18 protein-coding genes are annotated in these 15214 nt (G+C 71.6%); 13 read left to right on the top strand and 5 right to left on the bottom strand.

Translation table 11 applies throughout. The annotated features are described in order from the left end of the window. Positions 1 to 118: 118 nt before the first annotated feature. The gene (gene gmd, locus ACYVKX_RS20450; protein ID WP_460835533.1) at positions 119 to 1135 is read left to right on the top strand and encodes a GDP-mannose 4,6-dehydratase; all 1017 of its coding nucleotides are present in this window, start codon (positions 119 to 121) and stop codon (positions 1133 to 1135) included. On the opposite strand, the gene manA is transcribed toward gmd (ACYVKX_RS20450), so the two are convergent. Beyond that, positions 1127 to 2365 (bottom strand): mannose-6-phosphate isomerase, class I, encoded by a 1239-nt coding sequence (manA, locus tag ACYVKX_RS20445; RefSeq protein WP_460835532.1) that lies wholly within the window; start codon positions 2363 to 2365, stop codon positions 1127 to 1129. The genes gmd (ACYVKX_RS20450) and manA overlap by 9 nt on opposite strands. Before the next feature lie 121 nt (positions 2366 to 2486). Here manA and ACYVKX_RS20440 point away from each other — a divergent pair, with 121 nt between their 5' ends. The 5 genes from ACYVKX_RS20440 to ACYVKX_RS20420 all read left to right on the top strand — a co-directional run bounded on the left by ACYVKX_RS20440 (position 2487) and on the right by ACYVKX_RS20420 (position 5633). Continuing rightward, positions 2487 to 2702 (top strand): hypothetical protein, encoded by a 216-nt coding sequence (locus ACYVKX_RS20440; RefSeq protein WP_460835531.1) that lies wholly within the window; start codon positions 2487 to 2489, stop codon positions 2700 to 2702. 199 nt (positions 2703 to 2901) lie between these two features. Then, complete coding sequence (locus ACYVKX_RS20435) at positions 2902 to 4149, top strand: HNH endonuclease signature motif containing protein (protein ID WP_460835530.1); 1248 nt, start codon at positions 2902 to 2904, stop codon at positions 4147 to 4149. A 123-nt stretch (positions 4150 to 4272) separates the two neighbouring features. Beyond that, positions 4273 to 4638 carry a helix-turn-helix domain-containing protein gene (locus ACYVKX_RS20430; RefSeq protein ID WP_460835529.1) on the top strand — a complete coding sequence of 122 codons (366 nt, stop codon included), beginning with the start codon at positions 4273 to 4275 and terminating at the stop codon, positions 4636 to 4638. Between the two features lie 31 nt (positions 4639 to 4669). After that, entirely contained in the window at positions 4670 to 5314 is a 645-nt protein-coding gene (locus ACYVKX_RS20425; RefSeq protein WP_460835528.1) for a hypothetical protein, read from the top strand. A 31-nt stretch (positions 5315 to 5345) separates the two neighbouring features. Next, complete coding sequence (locus ACYVKX_RS20420) at positions 5346 to 5633, top strand: DUF2516 family protein (protein WP_460835527.1); 288 nt, start codon at positions 5346 to 5348, stop codon at positions 5631 to 5633. Here ACYVKX_RS20420 and ACYVKX_RS20415 read toward each other — a convergent pair. Beyond that, positions 5566 to 7011: a tyrosine-protein kinase domain-containing protein gene (locus tag ACYVKX_RS20415; protein ID WP_460835526.1), complete on the bottom strand. Its 1446-nt coding sequence runs from the start codon at positions 7009 to 7011 to the stop codon at positions 5566 to 5568. The genes ACYVKX_RS20420 and ACYVKX_RS20415 overlap by 68 nt on opposite strands. A gap of 145 nt (positions 7012 to 7156) precedes the next feature. Here ACYVKX_RS20415 and ACYVKX_RS20410 point away from each other — a divergent pair, with 145 nt between their 5' ends. Continuing rightward, the gene (locus tag ACYVKX_RS20410) at positions 7157 to 7519 is read left to right on the top strand and encodes a phosphomannose isomerase type II C-terminal cupin domain (RefSeq protein WP_460835525.1); all 363 of its coding nucleotides are present in this window, start codon (positions 7157 to 7159) and stop codon (positions 7517 to 7519) included. Positions 7520 to 7622: 103 nt separating this feature from the next. Then, a complete protein-coding gene (locus tag ACYVKX_RS20405; RefSeq protein ID WP_460835524.1) occupies positions 7623 to 9467 on the top strand; it encodes a polysaccharide biosynthesis protein in 1845 nt (614 codons plus the stop codon). Here the strand turns inward: ACYVKX_RS20405 and ACYVKX_RS20400 are convergent. After that, positions 9405 to 10358, bottom strand: coding sequence for a GDP-mannose 4,6-dehydratase (locus tag ACYVKX_RS20400; RefSeq protein WP_460835523.1), 954 nt, complete (start codon positions 10356 to 10358; stop codon positions 9405 to 9407). The genes ACYVKX_RS20405 and ACYVKX_RS20400 overlap by 63 nt on opposite strands. Before the next feature lie 24 nt (positions 10359 to 10382). Next, entirely contained in the window at positions 10383 to 11363 is a 981-nt protein-coding gene (gene gmd, locus ACYVKX_RS20395) for a GDP-mannose 4,6-dehydratase (RefSeq protein WP_460835522.1), read from the bottom strand. Positions 11364 to 11477: 114 nt separating this feature from the next. On the opposite strand from gmd (ACYVKX_RS20395), the gene ACYVKX_RS20390 reads away from it, so the two are divergent. From ACYVKX_RS20390 to galE, 5 genes are all read left to right on the top strand, one after another. Continuing rightward, positions 11478 to 11837 (top strand): ArsR/SmtB family transcription factor, encoded by a 360-nt coding sequence (locus tag ACYVKX_RS20390; RefSeq protein ID WP_460835521.1) that lies wholly within the window; start codon positions 11478 to 11480, stop codon positions 11835 to 11837. Next, positions 11834 to 12310: an SRPBCC family protein gene (locus tag ACYVKX_RS20385; protein ID WP_460835520.1), complete on the top strand. Its 477-nt coding sequence runs from the start codon at positions 11834 to 11836 to the stop codon at positions 12308 to 12310. The genes ACYVKX_RS20390 and ACYVKX_RS20385 overlap by 4 nt, the downstream gene beginning before the upstream one ends. A gap of 110 nt (positions 12311 to 12420) precedes the next feature. Then, positions 12421 to 12960, top strand: a complete 540-nt coding sequence (locus ACYVKX_RS20380) for a Uma2 family endonuclease (RefSeq protein WP_460835519.1) — start codon at positions 12421 to 12423, stop codon at positions 12958 to 12960. Positions 12961 to 12994: 34 nt separating this feature from the next. After that, on the top strand, positions 12995 to 13510 hold the full coding sequence (locus tag ACYVKX_RS20375; protein WP_460835518.1) for a Uma2 family endonuclease: 516 nt from the start codon (positions 12995 to 12997) through the stop codon (positions 13508 to 13510). An 18-nt stretch (positions 13511 to 13528) separates the two neighbouring features. After that, positions 13529 to 14533 (top strand): UDP-glucose 4-epimerase GalE, encoded by a 1005-nt coding sequence (gene galE, locus ACYVKX_RS20370; protein ID WP_460835517.1) that lies wholly within the window; start codon positions 13529 to 13531, stop codon positions 14531 to 14533. A gap of 6 nt (positions 14534 to 14539) precedes the next feature. Here galE and ACYVKX_RS20365 read toward each other — a convergent pair whose 3' ends face one another. Then, entirely contained in the window at positions 14540 to 15181 is a 642-nt protein-coding gene (locus ACYVKX_RS20365; RefSeq protein WP_460835516.1) for a TetR/AcrR family transcriptional regulator, read from the bottom strand. Between the last annotated feature and the right edge of the window lie 33 nt (positions 15182 to 15214).

Here is a 15214-nt window from a genome sequence, read left to right as displayed (position 1 = left end):
TGCAATCATGCTGGCCGCATCTCCACTCCGATGGTCACGAGCGGGCGATACGCTCGCTGGCGCTCGCCACTCGACCGGCGAGGCCACCGAGGGCGAGACCACCGAGGGGAGGTGCGCCGTGACGCGACGGGCGCTCATCACCGGGATCACCGGCCAGGACGGCTCCTACCTGGCCGAGCTGCTGCTGGCGAAGGGCTACGAGGTGCACGGCCTGCGCCGGCGCGCCTCGACGTTCAACCGGTCGCGGATCGAGCACCTCTACCAGGACCCGCACGACCCGGAGAGCCGGCTGTTCCTGCACTACGCCGACCTCTCCGACGGCGCCCGGCTGATCCGGCTGCTCCACCGCATCCAGCCCGACGAGGTCTACAACCTCGCCGGGCAGTCGCACGTCGGCGCGAGCTTCGAGGAGCCCGAGCACACCGCCCTGACCACCGGCGTCGGCACGGTGACGCTGCTCGAGGCGATCCGTACGGCGGGCATCGACTGCCGCTTCTACCAGGCGTCCAGCTCGGCGATGTTCGGCGCCGCCACCGGCCGGCAGGACGAGTCCTCGGCGTTCCGGCCGAACTCGCCGTACGGCGCCGCGAAGCTGCACGCGCACTGGACGACGGTGACCTACCGCGAGGGGTACGGCATGTTCGCGGTGAGCGGGATCCTCTTCAACCACGAATCGCCGCGGCGCGGCGAGACCTTCCTGACCCGCAAGGTGAGCCGCGCGGTCGCCCGGATCCGCGCCGGGCTCGACGACTACCTCTACCTCGGCAACCTCGACCCGCGCCGGGACTGGGGCTACGCGCCCGAGTACGTCGAGGGCATGTGGCGGACGCTCCAGGCCGACGAGCCGGACGACTACGTGCTCGCCACCGGCACCGGCTACAGCGTGCGCGAGTTCGTCGCGGCCGCCTTCGACCGGGCCGGGCTGGACTGGGAGAGGCACGTGCGCACCGACGAGCGCTACGTGCGGCCGACCGAGACCGCCGCGCTCCTGGGCGATGCCTCGAAGGCCGAGGAGCGGCTGGGCTGGCGGGCGGAGGTCGCCACCGACGAGCTGGTCCGGATCATGGTCGACGCCGACATCGCGGCCCTGGAGAGCGCCGGGCCGTGGATCGACCGGCCCTGGCCCTCAGCCTGACCGCGGCGGTACGGCGCCGATCGCGACGCGTCCGGCGCCGCCGAGCTCGATCGCGCCCTCGTCGTACCCGACGAAGACGGCGGACCCCTGGGTCAGCGTCCGGGTGTCCGTGCCGGACGCGACGGTCACCTCGCCGTCGAGCACCAGGACGATGCGCGGGCCCGCGACCGGCAGCTCGCTCGCGGGGGCGTCGACGAGGTGGAGGCCGAACTCCGCCACCGGCGGGGCGTAGGCCAGGGCCGCCCCCTCCTCGGCCGGGGTCCAGAGCGGCGGCGGCATCGGCCGGAAGTCCGCGATCTCGAGGAGCTCGGGCACGTCGACGTGCTTGGGCGTGAGGCCGGCGCGGACGACGTTGTCGGAGGCGGCCATGATCTCGACCCCGAAGCCCGAGGTGTAGGCGTGCACGACGCCGGCGTCGAGGAACATCGCCTCGCCCGGCCGGAGGATCACGTGGTTGAGCAGGAGGGTCACCAGCACGCCCGGGTCGTGCGGGTACCTCGCGGCCAGCGCCGGGGTCTGGGCGAACACGCGCGTGGCCTCGCGCTCCACGCTGTCCCGGTCCCGGTGGATCCGGCTGGACGGCGTACGCCGCCGGTGGCCGTCGTCCTCGGCGCGCCGTGCCGCCGCGCCGATCTCGGCGAGCAGGCCGGCGATCCGGTCGCCGGGCATCGCGAGCATCTCGGCCACGACCGCGTGGAGGGCATCGCCCGGGTCGCCCTCGGTCAGCTGTGCGGCGGTCGCGTCGGCCCAGGGGAGGTCGAGCAGCCGCAGGATGGCGGCGGACTTCGCGACGTCCCGGAAGCCGGCCATGCCCTCGAACCTGGTCAGGGCGACGATCAGCTCCGGCTTGTGCGACTCGTCCTGGTAGCTGCGGTCGGGCGCGCCGACCGGGATCCCGGCGGCCTCCTCGCGGGCGAAGCCCTGCCGGGCGCGCTGCGCGGTGGGGTGGACCTGGAGGGAGAGCGGCTCGGCCGCCGCGAGCGCCTTCATCAGGAAGGGGAGGTGGCCGTCGAACCGCTGGGCGACCTCGGCGCCGAGCGCCTCGCCGGGGCGTCTCGCGATCAGGTCCGCCAGCGTCGTCCCGTCCGGGAGCATGGCGGGGTCGCCGGGGTGGGCGCCCAGCCAGAGCTCGGCGTACGGGCCGCCGTCGGGCTCGGCCCCGAGGAAGCGCGGCAGCAGCGTGCGCGAGCCCCACTCGTACCTCCGCACGGCGCCGTCGAGCCGCTGCATCGTCGTTCCCGCTCCCTTCCCCAGGCCCTCCGACGGGTCATCCTAGGCGGCGGTCGCGGGCGTATCCCCAGGCCGGATCGGACCCTGTCGGACAACTGTCGAACGCGGCTAGTCTGGTGACATGTCGTCGTCGATCGGGTTCCGTCCCACCGCCGAGGACGAGCGCATCCTCCGCGAGGCCGCCCGTCCGGGCGAGAGCACCTCCGACACGCTGCGTCGCGCCCTGCGGCTGCTGGACCACGAACGGTGGCTCGGCCAGTTCCACGCCGACGCCGAGCGGATCAAGGACGAGGACGTCAACGCGGAGCCGGAAGCCTGGCTGTCACCGATGTCCTGAGACATCACACAGGGCCGGCCGGGCCCTTGACATTTTGTTCGAACAGGTGTTCGATAGCGGTAGGTCGACCGGCCGAGGTGGTCCACACCGGATCGAAGGTCGGCGGCTCAGGTTCCGCAATCGGTGAGTAATAGCGCCCAGGGGGCGCCTCCGGCGGGGCGACACGCGTCCAAGTCCCGTGTCCTGTCCGGAGTATCCGATGTGCTGGCAGTCCGATCCCGAGGTCCACCCGGTGGTGGCGTTCGCGGCACATGTCCGCGCTGCCGCCAAGGACGTCGCGGACGTCGAGCCGACGTTCATGTCCCCCGCCGAGAAGGCCGAGGCGCTGCGTGAGCTCGCCCGGGTCGAGGCGCAGGTCGCGGGCCTGCGGATGCAGGTGATGGCGGTCGCCGGCGACGTGGCCGAGCAGCACGGCGCCCGCGACGTCGCCGCCTGGCTGGCGGCCGAGACACGGACGGAGTACCGGTCGGTCCGGTCCGACCAGGAGCTCGCCGCAGGGCTGGAGCGCCACGGCCTGGTCGCGTCGGCCCTGCTCGCCGGTGACATCTCACCGGCGCATGCCCGGTCGATCGTGGCCGCGCTGGAGGTGCTTCCGCGCGGCCTGGACGTCGACGTGGCCGCGAGCGCGGAGACGGCGCTGGTCGGCTACGCCGGCGAGTTCCGTCCCGCACAGCTGACCCGCCTGGGTCGGCGGATCCTCGAGATCGTCGCGCCGGAGGTGGCCGACGAGGAGGAGGCCCGTCGACTGCGCGCCGAGGAGCAGCGCGCCACCTCCCGGCTGCGCGTGAGCTTCCGGCCCCTGGGGGACGGCATGACCAGGATCGTCCTCGACGTCCAGGAGTCGATCGCCGCCCGGTTCAAGACCTACCTCGACGCGTACACCTCGCCCCGGCGCAGCGAGCCGGCGCCGGGCGACCGGGTTCCCTACGGACGGCGGATGGCCGAGGCGTTCGGCTCGCTGCTCGAGCACCTCGACCCGCAGCGGCTGCCCGACCACGGTGGTGACGCCACCACGGTGCTGGTGACGATCGGCCTCGACCAGCTGCGGGCCGACCTGGCCGCGGCCGGGCTGATCGACGGCGACCTGTCCGGCGGCTCCAACCTCACCGCCGACGAGGCCCGCCGATTGGCCTGCACCGCGCACCTCGTCCCGGTCGTGCTCGGGGGAGACAGCGAGATCCTCGACCTCGGCAGGTCGCGGCGGCTGTTCAGCGCCGCCCAGCGCAAGGCGATGCGCCTGCGCGACCGCGAGTGCCGGGCGGAGGGCTGCACGGTCCCGGCGACCTGGTGCGAAGCCCACCATCTCCGGGGCTGGGCGGTCGGTGGGCGCACCGACCTCGCCGACGGCGTACTGCTCTGCTCGCACCACCATCATCGTGCGCACGACTCCACCTGTGAGATGCAGCGGCTGCCGAGCGGCGACTATCGCTTCCATCGGCGGACGTGACGGCGAGATCTTGCTGCTGCTAGCGGTTGATTCTCCTTTCTTCCAAGGAAAATCTGCCGGGTGTGAACGGATGCACATCACCTCTGCTTGCTCTTGCTAGCAAAGGCTGGCACCGTGGGAGTCATGGCGAAGGGCAAGGTCGGCAAGACCGTCGAGTCCCTCGGTGACTACCTCAAGGAGCAGCGCGTCGGCGCTCAGCTGACGCTCCGGCAGCTCGCCGAGCAGGCCGGCGTCTCGAACCCCTACCTGAGCCAGATCGAACGCGGGCTGCGCCGTCCGTCCGCCGAGGTGCTGCAGCAGATCGCCAAGGCGCTGCGGATCTCGGCCGAGCAGCTCTACGTCCGCGCCGGCATCGTCAGCCCCGACGACGGCGTGGGCGGTTCGGTGGAGCTCGCGATCCTCGGGGACACCGCGCTCACCGAGCGGCAGAAGCAGTCCCTGCTGGACGTCTACGCGTCCTTCCTCGCCCTCAACAAGGGCACCGATTGACCCCCCAATGAACCCCGATGAAGGAGTGGACATGGCCAAGACCAAGTTCGACATCAAGACCAAGTTCGACATCAAGACCGAGGCGGCTCGCCCGCTCTACGCCGGCGTCGGCGTCACCGACCTCGCCGTCGGGGTCGTGCGCGACTACGTCGCCGACATGCAGAAGGTGTTCGCCGACGTCCAGAAGGACGTGCAGGCCCGGATCACCGACTTCGAGTTCGAGCCGAGGGCGCTGCGCGACCAGGCCGTGACCGTGGTCAGCGCCGGCGTGGACGCGCTGTCCAAGGACGCCAGGGCGCGCCGTACCGCCATCGAGGCGCGCGTCGCCGAGCTCCAGGCCGACGCCCGGACGATCCCGGCGGTGGTGACCGACACCTACGCCGACCTCGCCAAGCGCGGCGAGACGCTGGTCGAGCGGATCCGCCGGCAGCAGTCGACGCAGGACGCCAAGGCCTCGGCCGCGACCACCACCGCGAAGGCGAAGACGACCAGGACGCAGGCGAAGAAGGCCGGCGCCACCACGGCCAAGAAGACCGCCAAGAAGGCGTCGACCACCGCCAAGAAGTCGTCGGCCGCGCCGAAGAGCAGCGCGAAGGCGACCGCGACCGCGGCGAAGAAGACCGCGGCCAGCGCCGCCGCGGCCGTCACCGACGCCGCCGAGAAGGTCGGCGACTGACTCGCGGGTCCGGACCCCGTAGGCTGTCGGCGTGCTGGAGGTATTCGACGCCGAGTTGAAGCTGATGCTGATCGTGGAGCTGGTGCTCCTCGTGGTGAAGCTGTTCGCGTTCATCAACAGCCTGCTGTACTCCGCGGAGGCCTACAGCGCGGCCAACAAGCTCACCAAGCCGGCGTGGGCGATCATCCTCGGCCTGGGCATCGTGGTGCAGCTCGTCCTCGGTGGGCCGCTCGGGATCGTCAACCTCGCGTTCACGATCGCGGCGTTCGTCTACCTCGCCGACGTCCGTCCCGCCCTCGCCTCGCTGACCCGTCGGTAGCGGGCCGCGGGGCGTAGCCGTAGCCGTACGCATACCCGTAGCCGTATCCGTAGCCGTAGCCCCCGGCCCTCTTGCGGGCCGGCGCGAGGTTGACGACGACCCCGATCGCCTTGCCGTCCACCGCCTCCACGCGCTCGATCGCGTGCGCGAGCTGGTCGCGGGTGGTCCTGCCGTGCCGGGTGACGATGAGCGCGCCGTCGGACTGCGCGGCGAGCAGGGCCGCGTCGGTCACCGGGAGGAGCGGGGGAGCGTCGAGGATGACGATGTCGAACTCGTCGCGGAGCTGGCCGAGCAGCTTCTCCATCGCGTTCGACTGCAGCAGCTCCGACGGGTTCGGCGGGATCGGGCCGCTGGCGAGCGCCGCGAGCTCGGTGTCGGCGTACTTCTGCAGCGCGTCGCGCAGGTGCACCTTGCCGATCAGCACGCTGGTCGTCCCGACGCCCCCGTCGAGGCCGAGCCGGTCGGCGATGAGCGGGCGGCGCAGGTCGCACTCGACGAGCACGACCCGCTGGTTGGCCAGGGCGAGAGTGACGGCCAGGTTCACCGCGGTCGTGGTCTTGCCCTCGCCGGGCAGCGAGCTGGTGACGACGAAGACCTTCTGGTCGTGGTCGACCTCGACGTACTGCATGTTCGTGCGCAGCACCCGGAACGACTCCGACCACGGGGTCGCGGTGGCGAGCATCTCGGCCGGCGGCCGCTTGACCGCCGCGCTGTCGGCGCCGATCCGGCCCAGGATCGGCGCCGTCGTCACGGTCGCGACATCCTCGGTCGACTTCAAGGTGGTGTCCATCAGCTCGCGGAGCACCGCGAGGCCGACGCCGAGGAGCAGGCCGAGCACGACGGCGAGGCCGAGGTTGCGCACCGGCTGAGGGCTGACCGGCGTGTCCGACACCTGCGCGTTGTCGACGATCGAGGCCTGGACGAGGGCGTTGGACTTGCCCTGCGGCGTCTCGAGGGTGGTGACCTGGTCGCTCAGCGCCTGGGCGTAGGCCTGGGCGATGTCGCGCGCCATCACCGGATCGGGGTCGGTGGCGGTGATGCCGAGCAGGACGGTGTCGGGGTTGACGCTGGTCGAGACGCTCGCCTGGAGCGCGGCCGGGCTGAGGTCGCCCCCGAGGTCGTCGGACACCCGCTCGGCCAGCTTCCGCTTGGTCACGAGCTCGGCGTACGACGCGACCCGCTGGGTCGCGAACAGGTTGCCGGTGTAGGCGTCGGAGGTGTCGGACGGGCTGGTCGAGACGAAGATGCTCGCGGTCGAGGCGTACTGCGGTGTCGCCTGCCAGGTGAGCGCCGCGGCGACGCCGACCGCGACCACGAGGGTCGCCACGATCACCCGCCACCGCCGGCGCACGGTCAGCCAATAGTCCCTGAGCTCCACCTGGTCCCCATCCTGAGTCGACCGGCCCCGGATGCGCGAGGCCGTCCGCGAACAGTATCGACCGTTTCACCTCCGTTTGCCGAACGGCGCCGCTACCGTGGGTACGACCGGGTGACCATCCCGGTTCATCGGGGGGAGTCTGGTCATGGTGGGTGACTTCGAAGTACGTCCATGGGGGAGCTGGCACGTTCTCGACGAGGGCGGCGGCTACAAGGTCAAGCGGATCGAGGTGCGCGCCGGTCAGCGGCTGTCGTACCAGACCCACGAGCACCGCGCCGAGCACTGGATCGTCGTGTCCGGCGTGGCCACCTGCGTGCTCGACGGCCAGACCGTGGTCGCGCGGCCCGGCGACACCGTGGAGGTGCCGATCGGCGCCGCGCACCGGATCACCAACGCGCACGAGCAGGAGCTCGTCCTCATCGAGGTCCAGCGCGGCGCCTACACCGGCGAGGACGACATCTGCCGCCTCGAGGACGACTACGGCCGCTGCGAGGCGCTCCGATCCTGATCGGCTGACCGGTCCAAGACCACCCCTTCGGCGCATGCGGGTGGCAGCAAATCGGGCTACCGTGCCCCTCGGGGAATGCCGCCGAAGCACAGGAGAATGAGCAGTGAGCGACCTGGTCGCGCGTATGAGGCGTCACCGAGCGCCGCTGGCGATCGCCTTCGACGTCTGGGCGTGGCTGGTCTCCTACGTCGTGTTCGCCTGGCTGCGCCTCGACAGCGATGCGTCGCAGGTCCCCTGGAGCGAGGTCATGGCCGTCGCCGTGGTGACGGCGGTCCTGTACGTCGTCGCGGCCGTGCCGGTCCGGCTGCACCAGGGCCGGGCCCGCACCGCCAGCCTCGAGGAGATGGTGCTCCTCGGCACCCTCGTCGGCGGCATCGGTACGACGGTCTTCGTCGCCAATCTCATCACGCAGTGGGTCCCGCGCAGCATCCCGGCCGGCGCCACCCTGGGCACCCTGGTGTTCGCGGCCTGGGCGCGGGCGACCTGGCGGGTCCTCCAGGAGCGGGACGAGCGGGCCGGCGGCGACGACCAGTCCCTGGACACCCTCGTCGTCGGCGCCGGTGAGGCGGGGCGCGAGCTGATCAGCTCGATGCAGCGCGACCCGGCGCAGCGCTACCGGCCGGTGGCCCTGCTCGACGACGACCACCGCAAGCGGCACCTGCGGATCCGGCACGTGTCGGTCGTGGGCACGACCGACGACCTGGCGCGGCAGGTCGCGCTGCTCGGCGTGAAGCTCGTCGTGATCGCCATCCCGAGCGCGGACGCCAACACGATCAACCGCCTGCGGCTCGCCGCGATCGAGGCCGACGTCCCGGTGAAGGTGCTGCCGGCCTCCACCCAGCTGCTGACCGACACCGTCGGCATCCGCGACCTCCGCGACATCAACATCACCGACGTCCTCGGCCGCAAGCAGCTCGACACCGACGTCGCCGCGATCGCGGGCTACCTGACCGGCCGCAAGGTGCTGGTCACCGGCGCCGGTGGCTCGATCGGCTCCGAGCTGTGCCGGCAGATCCACCGCTACCAGCCGGCCGAGCTGATGATGCTCGACCGCGACGAGTCCGCGCTGCACGCCGTCCAGCTCTCGATCCACGGCCGAGCGCTGCTGGACTCCGACGAGGTCATCCTCTGCGACATCCGAGACGAGGCGGCCGTACGGCGCATCTTCGGCGCGCGCCGACCCGACGTGGTCTTCCACGCGGCGGCGCTCAAGCACCTGCCGATGCTGGAGCAGTACCCCGCCGAGGCCGTGAAGACCAACGTGCTCGGCACCCGGACTGTGCTCGAGGCGGCCGACCTCGTCGGCGTCGACCGGTTCGTGAACATCTCCACCGACAAGGCCGCGGATCCGGGCAGCGTGCTGGGCTGGTCCAAGCGCGTCGCCGAGCGGATCACCGCCGAGAGGGCCCGCGGTGCCGCCGGCGTCTACCTGTCGGTCCGCTTCGGCAACGTCCTCGGGAGCCGCGGGTCGGTGCTGGCGTCGTTCGCCCGGCAGATCGCCGCGGGCGGTCCGCTGACCGTGACCCACCCCGAGGTCACCCGCTACTTCATGACGATCGAGGAGTCCTGCCAGCTCGTCATCCAGGCGGCGGCCATCGGTGCGCCCGGCGAGGCGCTCGTCCTCGACATGGGCGAGCCGGTGCGGATCGTGGACGTCGCCAGGCAGCTCATCGAGCAGTCCGGCACCCCGGTCCGGATCGAGTTCACCGGGCTCCGCGAGGGCGAGAAGCTGCACGAGGACCTCTTCGCCTCCGACGAGCCGCGCGACATCCGGCCGCGGCATCCTCTGGTCTCGCACGTGCCGGTGTCACCCCTGACCGACGCCGACGTGCTCGGTCTGCCGACCGCCGGCACGGCCGGGGAGGTGCGCCGGGCGCTGGAGGTGCTAGCCGGCCAGGTCCGCGTCGACCATCCGGCCGACGAGCTCGCCGAACTCGACGGTCGGTGACCAGCCGAGCACGCTGCGCGCGCGCGTCGCGTCGCCCACGAACTCGGTCGGGTCGGCCGGGCGGACGAACTCCGGGTCGACGACGACGTACCGCTCCCAGTCGTCGATTCCCGCCCGGGTGAACGCAGCGGCGACGAAGTCGCGCACCGAGTGGGCGACGCCGGTCGCGACCACGTAGTCGGCCGGGGTGTCGGCCCGGGCCGCGCGCACCATCGCGTCGACGTAGTCCGGGGCCCAGCCCCAGTCGCGCCGGGCGTCGAGGTTGCCGAGCGCGAGCACGTCGGCCCGCCCCTGGGCGATCGCGGCGACGGTCGAGGTGATCTTGCGGGTCACGAACTGCTCGGGGCGGCGCGGCGACTCGTGGTTGTAGAGGATCGCGCTCACCGCATGCAGGTCGCGCCGGCGGTAGACGTCGACCATCAGGTGCGCGTACGCCTTGGCCGCGCCGTACGGGTTCACCGGACGCACCGGCGTCGACTCGTCCTGGGGGGAGCGGTCGGGCTCGCCGAAGATCTCGGCGCTGGATGCCTGCACGAACCGGACCGGGCGGCCCTGCTTCTCCTGCACCAGCAGGGCCGACTCCATGAGCGCGGCCGCGGCGAGGCCGTTGACCCGGGCGGTGAGATCGGGCTCCTCCCACGAGCGCGCGACCGAGCTCAGCGCGGCGAGGTTGTAGACCTCGTCCGGGGCGAGGTCGACGAGCAGGCCGCGCACGTCGTCGACCGCGGTGAGGTCGCCGCTGTGCAGTTCCACGCTGGGCAGGTCCGGGAGTGGCTCGGCGTCGTGCGCGAGCGCGTGCACCTCGACGCCGTCGGCGAGCAGCCGCTCGGCGAGGTAGCTGCCGTCCTGGCCGCCGATGCCGGTGACGAACGCGCGTGGCCCCTCAGTCAACCGTGGTCCCTCAGTCAACAGAGCTCACCAGCCCTGCCGGGTCGCGGCGAGGTCGGCGTCGACCATCAGCGCGACCAGCTCGCGGAAGGACACCTTCGGCTTCCAGCCCAGCACCTCGCGCGCCTTGCTCGCGTCGCCGATCAGGTGGTCGACCTCGGCCGGCCGCATGAACCGCGGGTCCTGGCGGACGTACGGCGCCCAGTCCTCGATGCCGACGTGGCGGAACGCCGCGTCGAGGAAGTCGCGGATCGAGTGCGTCTCGCCGGTGGCGACGACGTAGTCGCCGCCGTGCGGCTGCTGGAGCATCAGCCACATCGCCTCGACGTAGTCGCCGGCGAAGCCCCAGTCCCGCTCCGCGTCGAGGTTGCCGAGCACCAGCTCGTCCTGGAGCCCGAGCTTGATCCGCGCGACCGCCTCGCTGATCTTGCGGGTCACGAACTCCGGCCCGCGCCGCGGCGACTCGTGGTTGAAGAGGATCCCCGAGGAGGCGTGCATGCCGTACGACTCGCGGTAGTTGATCGTCATGTAGTGGCCGAACACCTTGCTCACGCCGTACGGCGAGCGCGGCCACAGCAGCGTGCGCTCGTGCTGCGGCACCTCCTGCACCTTGCCGAACATCTCCGAGCTGGACGCCTGGTAGAAGCGGATGCCGTCGGGCCGGTCGCCGGTGTGCAGCCGCACCGCCTCGAGCATGTTGAGCACGCCCTTGGCGGTGACGTCGGTGGTGAGCTGGGCGTTCTCCCACGAGTAGGCGACGAACGAGACCGCGCCCAGGTTGTAGACCTCGTCGGGGTCGGAGTCGCGCAGTGCCCGGATCAGGCTCGACATGTCGGTGAGGTCGCCGTTGTGCAGGCGTACGTCGGGGAGCAGCCGCTGCACCAGGTCGAGCTTGGGGTTGTTCTGCCCGCGGATGACCCCGTGGACGTCGTACCCCTTGGCGAGCAGGAGCTCGGCCAGGTACAGCCCGTCCTGGCCGGTGATCCCGGTGATGAGCGCGGTCGGCATGGACGGATTGTGCCAGTGCCGTTGTGCCAATGACCTTCTGCAACCGGACGGTTGACAAAGGTGGCTGCCGGATGCAGGATCTTCTTCAACCACATGGTTGAGGAGGTGGATCGCATGGCGGACCAGCTGTCCCGGGTCTTCCAGGCCCTGGCGGACCCGACCCGGCGCGACCTGGTCGCCCGGCTCGCCGCGGACGGGGACGCGACCGTCGGCGAGCTGGCGGCGCCGTACGACGTGAGCGTGCAGGCGGTGTCCAAGCACCTCAAGGTGCTCGAGGCCGCCGGGTTGGTCAGCCGCAGCCGGGAGGCACAGCGGCGCCCGGTCCACCTGGAGGCGGAGGTGCTCGACCTGATGACGAAGTGGATCGAGCGCTACCGCCGGCAGACCGAGGAGCGCTATCGGCGCCTCGACGGCGTCCTCGCCGCGATGGACGAGCAGACCACGACGGACGCAGCAGGAGGAGCAGCATCATGAGCGAGACCACGATCGAGGCCGTGAGGGACCTCCCGGTCATCCGGATCACCCGCGAGTTCGAAGCGCCGGCCGAGCGGGTGTTCCGCGCGCACACCGACCCCGACGTGTTCGCCCGGTGGATCGGGCCGAACAGCATCGACACCACGATCACCGTGTGGGACGCGACCACCGGAGGGCGCTACGCCTACCGCAACACCCGGGCCGAAGACGGCCTCGACACCGGCTTCTACGGGTCCTTCCACGAGGTCCGGCCGAACGAGCGGATCGTGCAGACCTTCACCTGGGAGGGCGCGCCGGACGGCGTCAGCCTGGAGACGATGACCTTCGAGGACCTGCCCGGCGGGCGCTGCCGGATCGTGGGCACGTCGGTCGTCGAGTCGCTCGAGATCCGGGACCTGATCCTGTCCAGCGGCATGGACGTCGGCGTGACCGAGGGCTACCAGAAGCTGGACGCGCTCCTCGCGGGCGACTGAGCCCCCTTCGGATCGGGGCCTGTCGTCGGGGGCCTGTGGATGACGGCGGCGCGAGACGGGCCGATCTCCGATGCTGGTCGCCATGACCGACAGGAGGCACCATGGTGGGCATGACCGCGATCTCGCCCGGCCCGATGACCCGGGCCGAGCTCGACGCGCTGCCCGACGATGGGCGGCGCCATGAGCTCATCGACGGGGTGCTGGTCGTGACGCCGGCGCCGTTGGTCCGTCATCAGCATGCGGTCATGAATCTCGTCAGGGCGCTCGATACGGCGCTGCCCCCCGGCTTGCTCCTCTACACCGCTCCACTCGATGTCGTCCTGGGAGACGACACGCTCGTCCAGCCCGATCTGCTGGTAGCGCGCAGGGCGGACTTCACGGAGAGGGATCTGTCGGCGCCGCCGCTGCTGGCGGTCGAGGTGCTCTCGCCGAGCACGCGGCGGGTCGATCTGAACCTCAAGCGGGTCCGCTACGAGGCGGCCGGGTGCCCGTCGTACTGGGTGTTCGACCCGGACCGGGTGGAGCTGACGGTCTGGGAGCTCGATGGGGCCGGCTACGGCTCGCCGACGGTGGTGCGGGGCGACGAGACGTTCCGCGCGCGGGCGCCGTACCCGGTCGAGGTGACACCGTCCCGGATCGCCGCGGGGTGACATGACGGGCATCTGGACCACGACGCACGGACCGATGACCAGGGCCGAGCTCGACGCCTGGCCCGACGACGGCCGGCGCCATGAGCTCATCGACGGGGTGCTGATCGTGACGCCGGTGCCGCCGACTCGGCATCAGGCCGCCCTCATGGGCCTGTTCGACGTCCTCCACCGATCTCGCCCCGACGGCCTCATCGCGCTCCTCGGCCCGGTCGACGTCGTGCTCGCGGACGACACCGTGATGCGGCCCGACCTGGTGGTCGCGCGGCGGGCGGACTTCACCGAGAGGGACCTCCCCGGGGCGCCCCTGCTCGTCGTCGAGGTCCTCTCGCCCAGCACCCGGCTGGTCGACCTGGAGCTGAAGCGGGCGCGCTACGAGGACGCCGGGTGCCCGTCGTACTGGGTGTTCGACCCGGACCGGGTGGAGCTGACGGTCTGGGAGCTCGAGGGCGAGGGCTATCGGGAGCCGGTCGTGGTGCGCGGGGACGCGACGTTCCGCGCGCGGGCGCCGTACCCGGTCGAGGTCACGCCGAGTCGGGTGGCCGCCGGCTGACGACCTAAGGTGGCCGGCATGAAGGTTCTGGTCACCGGCGGTGCCGGGTACATCGGCTCGACCACCGCGAAGGCGCTCGAGCAGGCGGGCCACACGCCGGTCATCCTGGACTCGCTGCTCACCGGGCCGCTGGTGTTCGTGAGGGACCGGATCTTCTACGAGGGTGACATCGCGGACCGCTCGCTCGTGCGCCGGGTCGTCGACGAGCACCCCGACATCGAGGCGACCATCCACATGGCCGCGCGCATCGTCGTACCGGAGTCGGTGGAGAAGCCCTACGAGTACTACCGCGACAACGTCGCGAAATCGCTGGAGCTCTTCGACGAGCTCAACGCGCTCGGCAAGACCCGGGTGCTGTTCTCGTCCTCGGCGTCGCTCTACGCGACGAAGGACGACTTCGAGGTCACCGAGGAGGACGCGCTCGACCCGCCGTCGCCGTACGCCCGGACCAAGCGGATGATGGAGCAGGTCCTCCAGGACATGGCGGTCGCGACCGACCTCCGCGCGATCATCCTGCGCTACTTCAACCCGATCGGCTCCGACCCCGACCTCGAGTCCGGCATCTACGCCAAGGAGCCCTCGCACGTGCTGGGCCAGCTGGTGATGGCGGCGCGCGGGCAGAAGGACGCGTTCACGATCACCGGCGTCGACCACCCGACCCGCGACGGCACCGGCATCCGCGACTACATCCACGTCTGGGACCTCGCGCGGGCGCACGTGCGCGCGATCGAGCGCTTCGACGAGGTGCTCGCGGCGGTCGGCCGGCCGAGCGCGATCATCAACGTGGGCACCGGCACTGGCGTCACCGTGCGCGAGCTGCTCACGGCGTTCGAGAACGTCTTCGGCCAGGAGGTGCCCGTGCGCGAGGCGCCGCCGCGGCCGGGCGACGCGGTCGGGGCGTTCGCGAACGTCGACCGCTCGGCCGCGCTCCTCGGCTGGCGCACCGAGCTGTCCCTGGAGGACGCGATCGCGTCCGCCCTGGCGTGGGGCGAGCGGCGCCAGGAGGTCCTGGGCTACGAGTAGGCCGAGCTAAGGACCCGCCGGCCGGCATACGCCGTCGAGCATGATGCCGACGAACTCCGCGACGCGCGCGGCGATCTCCTCGTCGGTGGCGGCCCGGGACTCCAGCCGGAGGCCGAGGGTGCACATCATCACCGAGCCGTAGAGGCACTCCGCGGTGGTGGCCGCCGACATCCCGGGCGCGATCTCGCCCCGGTCCGCCGCGCGCCGCAGGATCTGCTCGACGAAGTCGATCTGCACCTGGCCGACGTCCTCGGCGAAGCGGCCGAGGGCCTCCTGGGCGCCCGCGGAGTCGATGATGATCCGCAGCGAGGCCCAGCCGGCCGGGTCCCGGTAGTACTCGAAGAGGTTGGTCGCGAGCGCCTCCAGGTCGCCGCGCAGGCTGCCGGTGTCGACCGCGCCGAGCTTGTCGCTGTAGCTGCCGATCGCGTCGGTCAGGAGGCTGTCCTTGTCCTGCCAGCGCAGGTAGACCGTGGACTTCCCGACGCCCGCGCGGCGCGCGACGCCGTCCATGGTGAAGCCGGACCAGCCGTGCTCGCCGTACTCCTCGAGCGCAGCGTCGGCGATCCGCTTCTCCGCTCCCGGGGTCCGCGGGCGACCGCGACCCCGTCGCGGCGGGTCGTCCCCTGATGGGACCTGCGAGGTGGACATGGCTGATTGAACATCACAAATGCCGTTCGCGTG

The sequence above is a fragment of the Nocardioides hungaricus genome, assembly GCF_054782915.1.
Note: the sequence above shows the minus strand (reverse complement) of the source record. Positions and strands in the feature narration are given on the sequence as shown.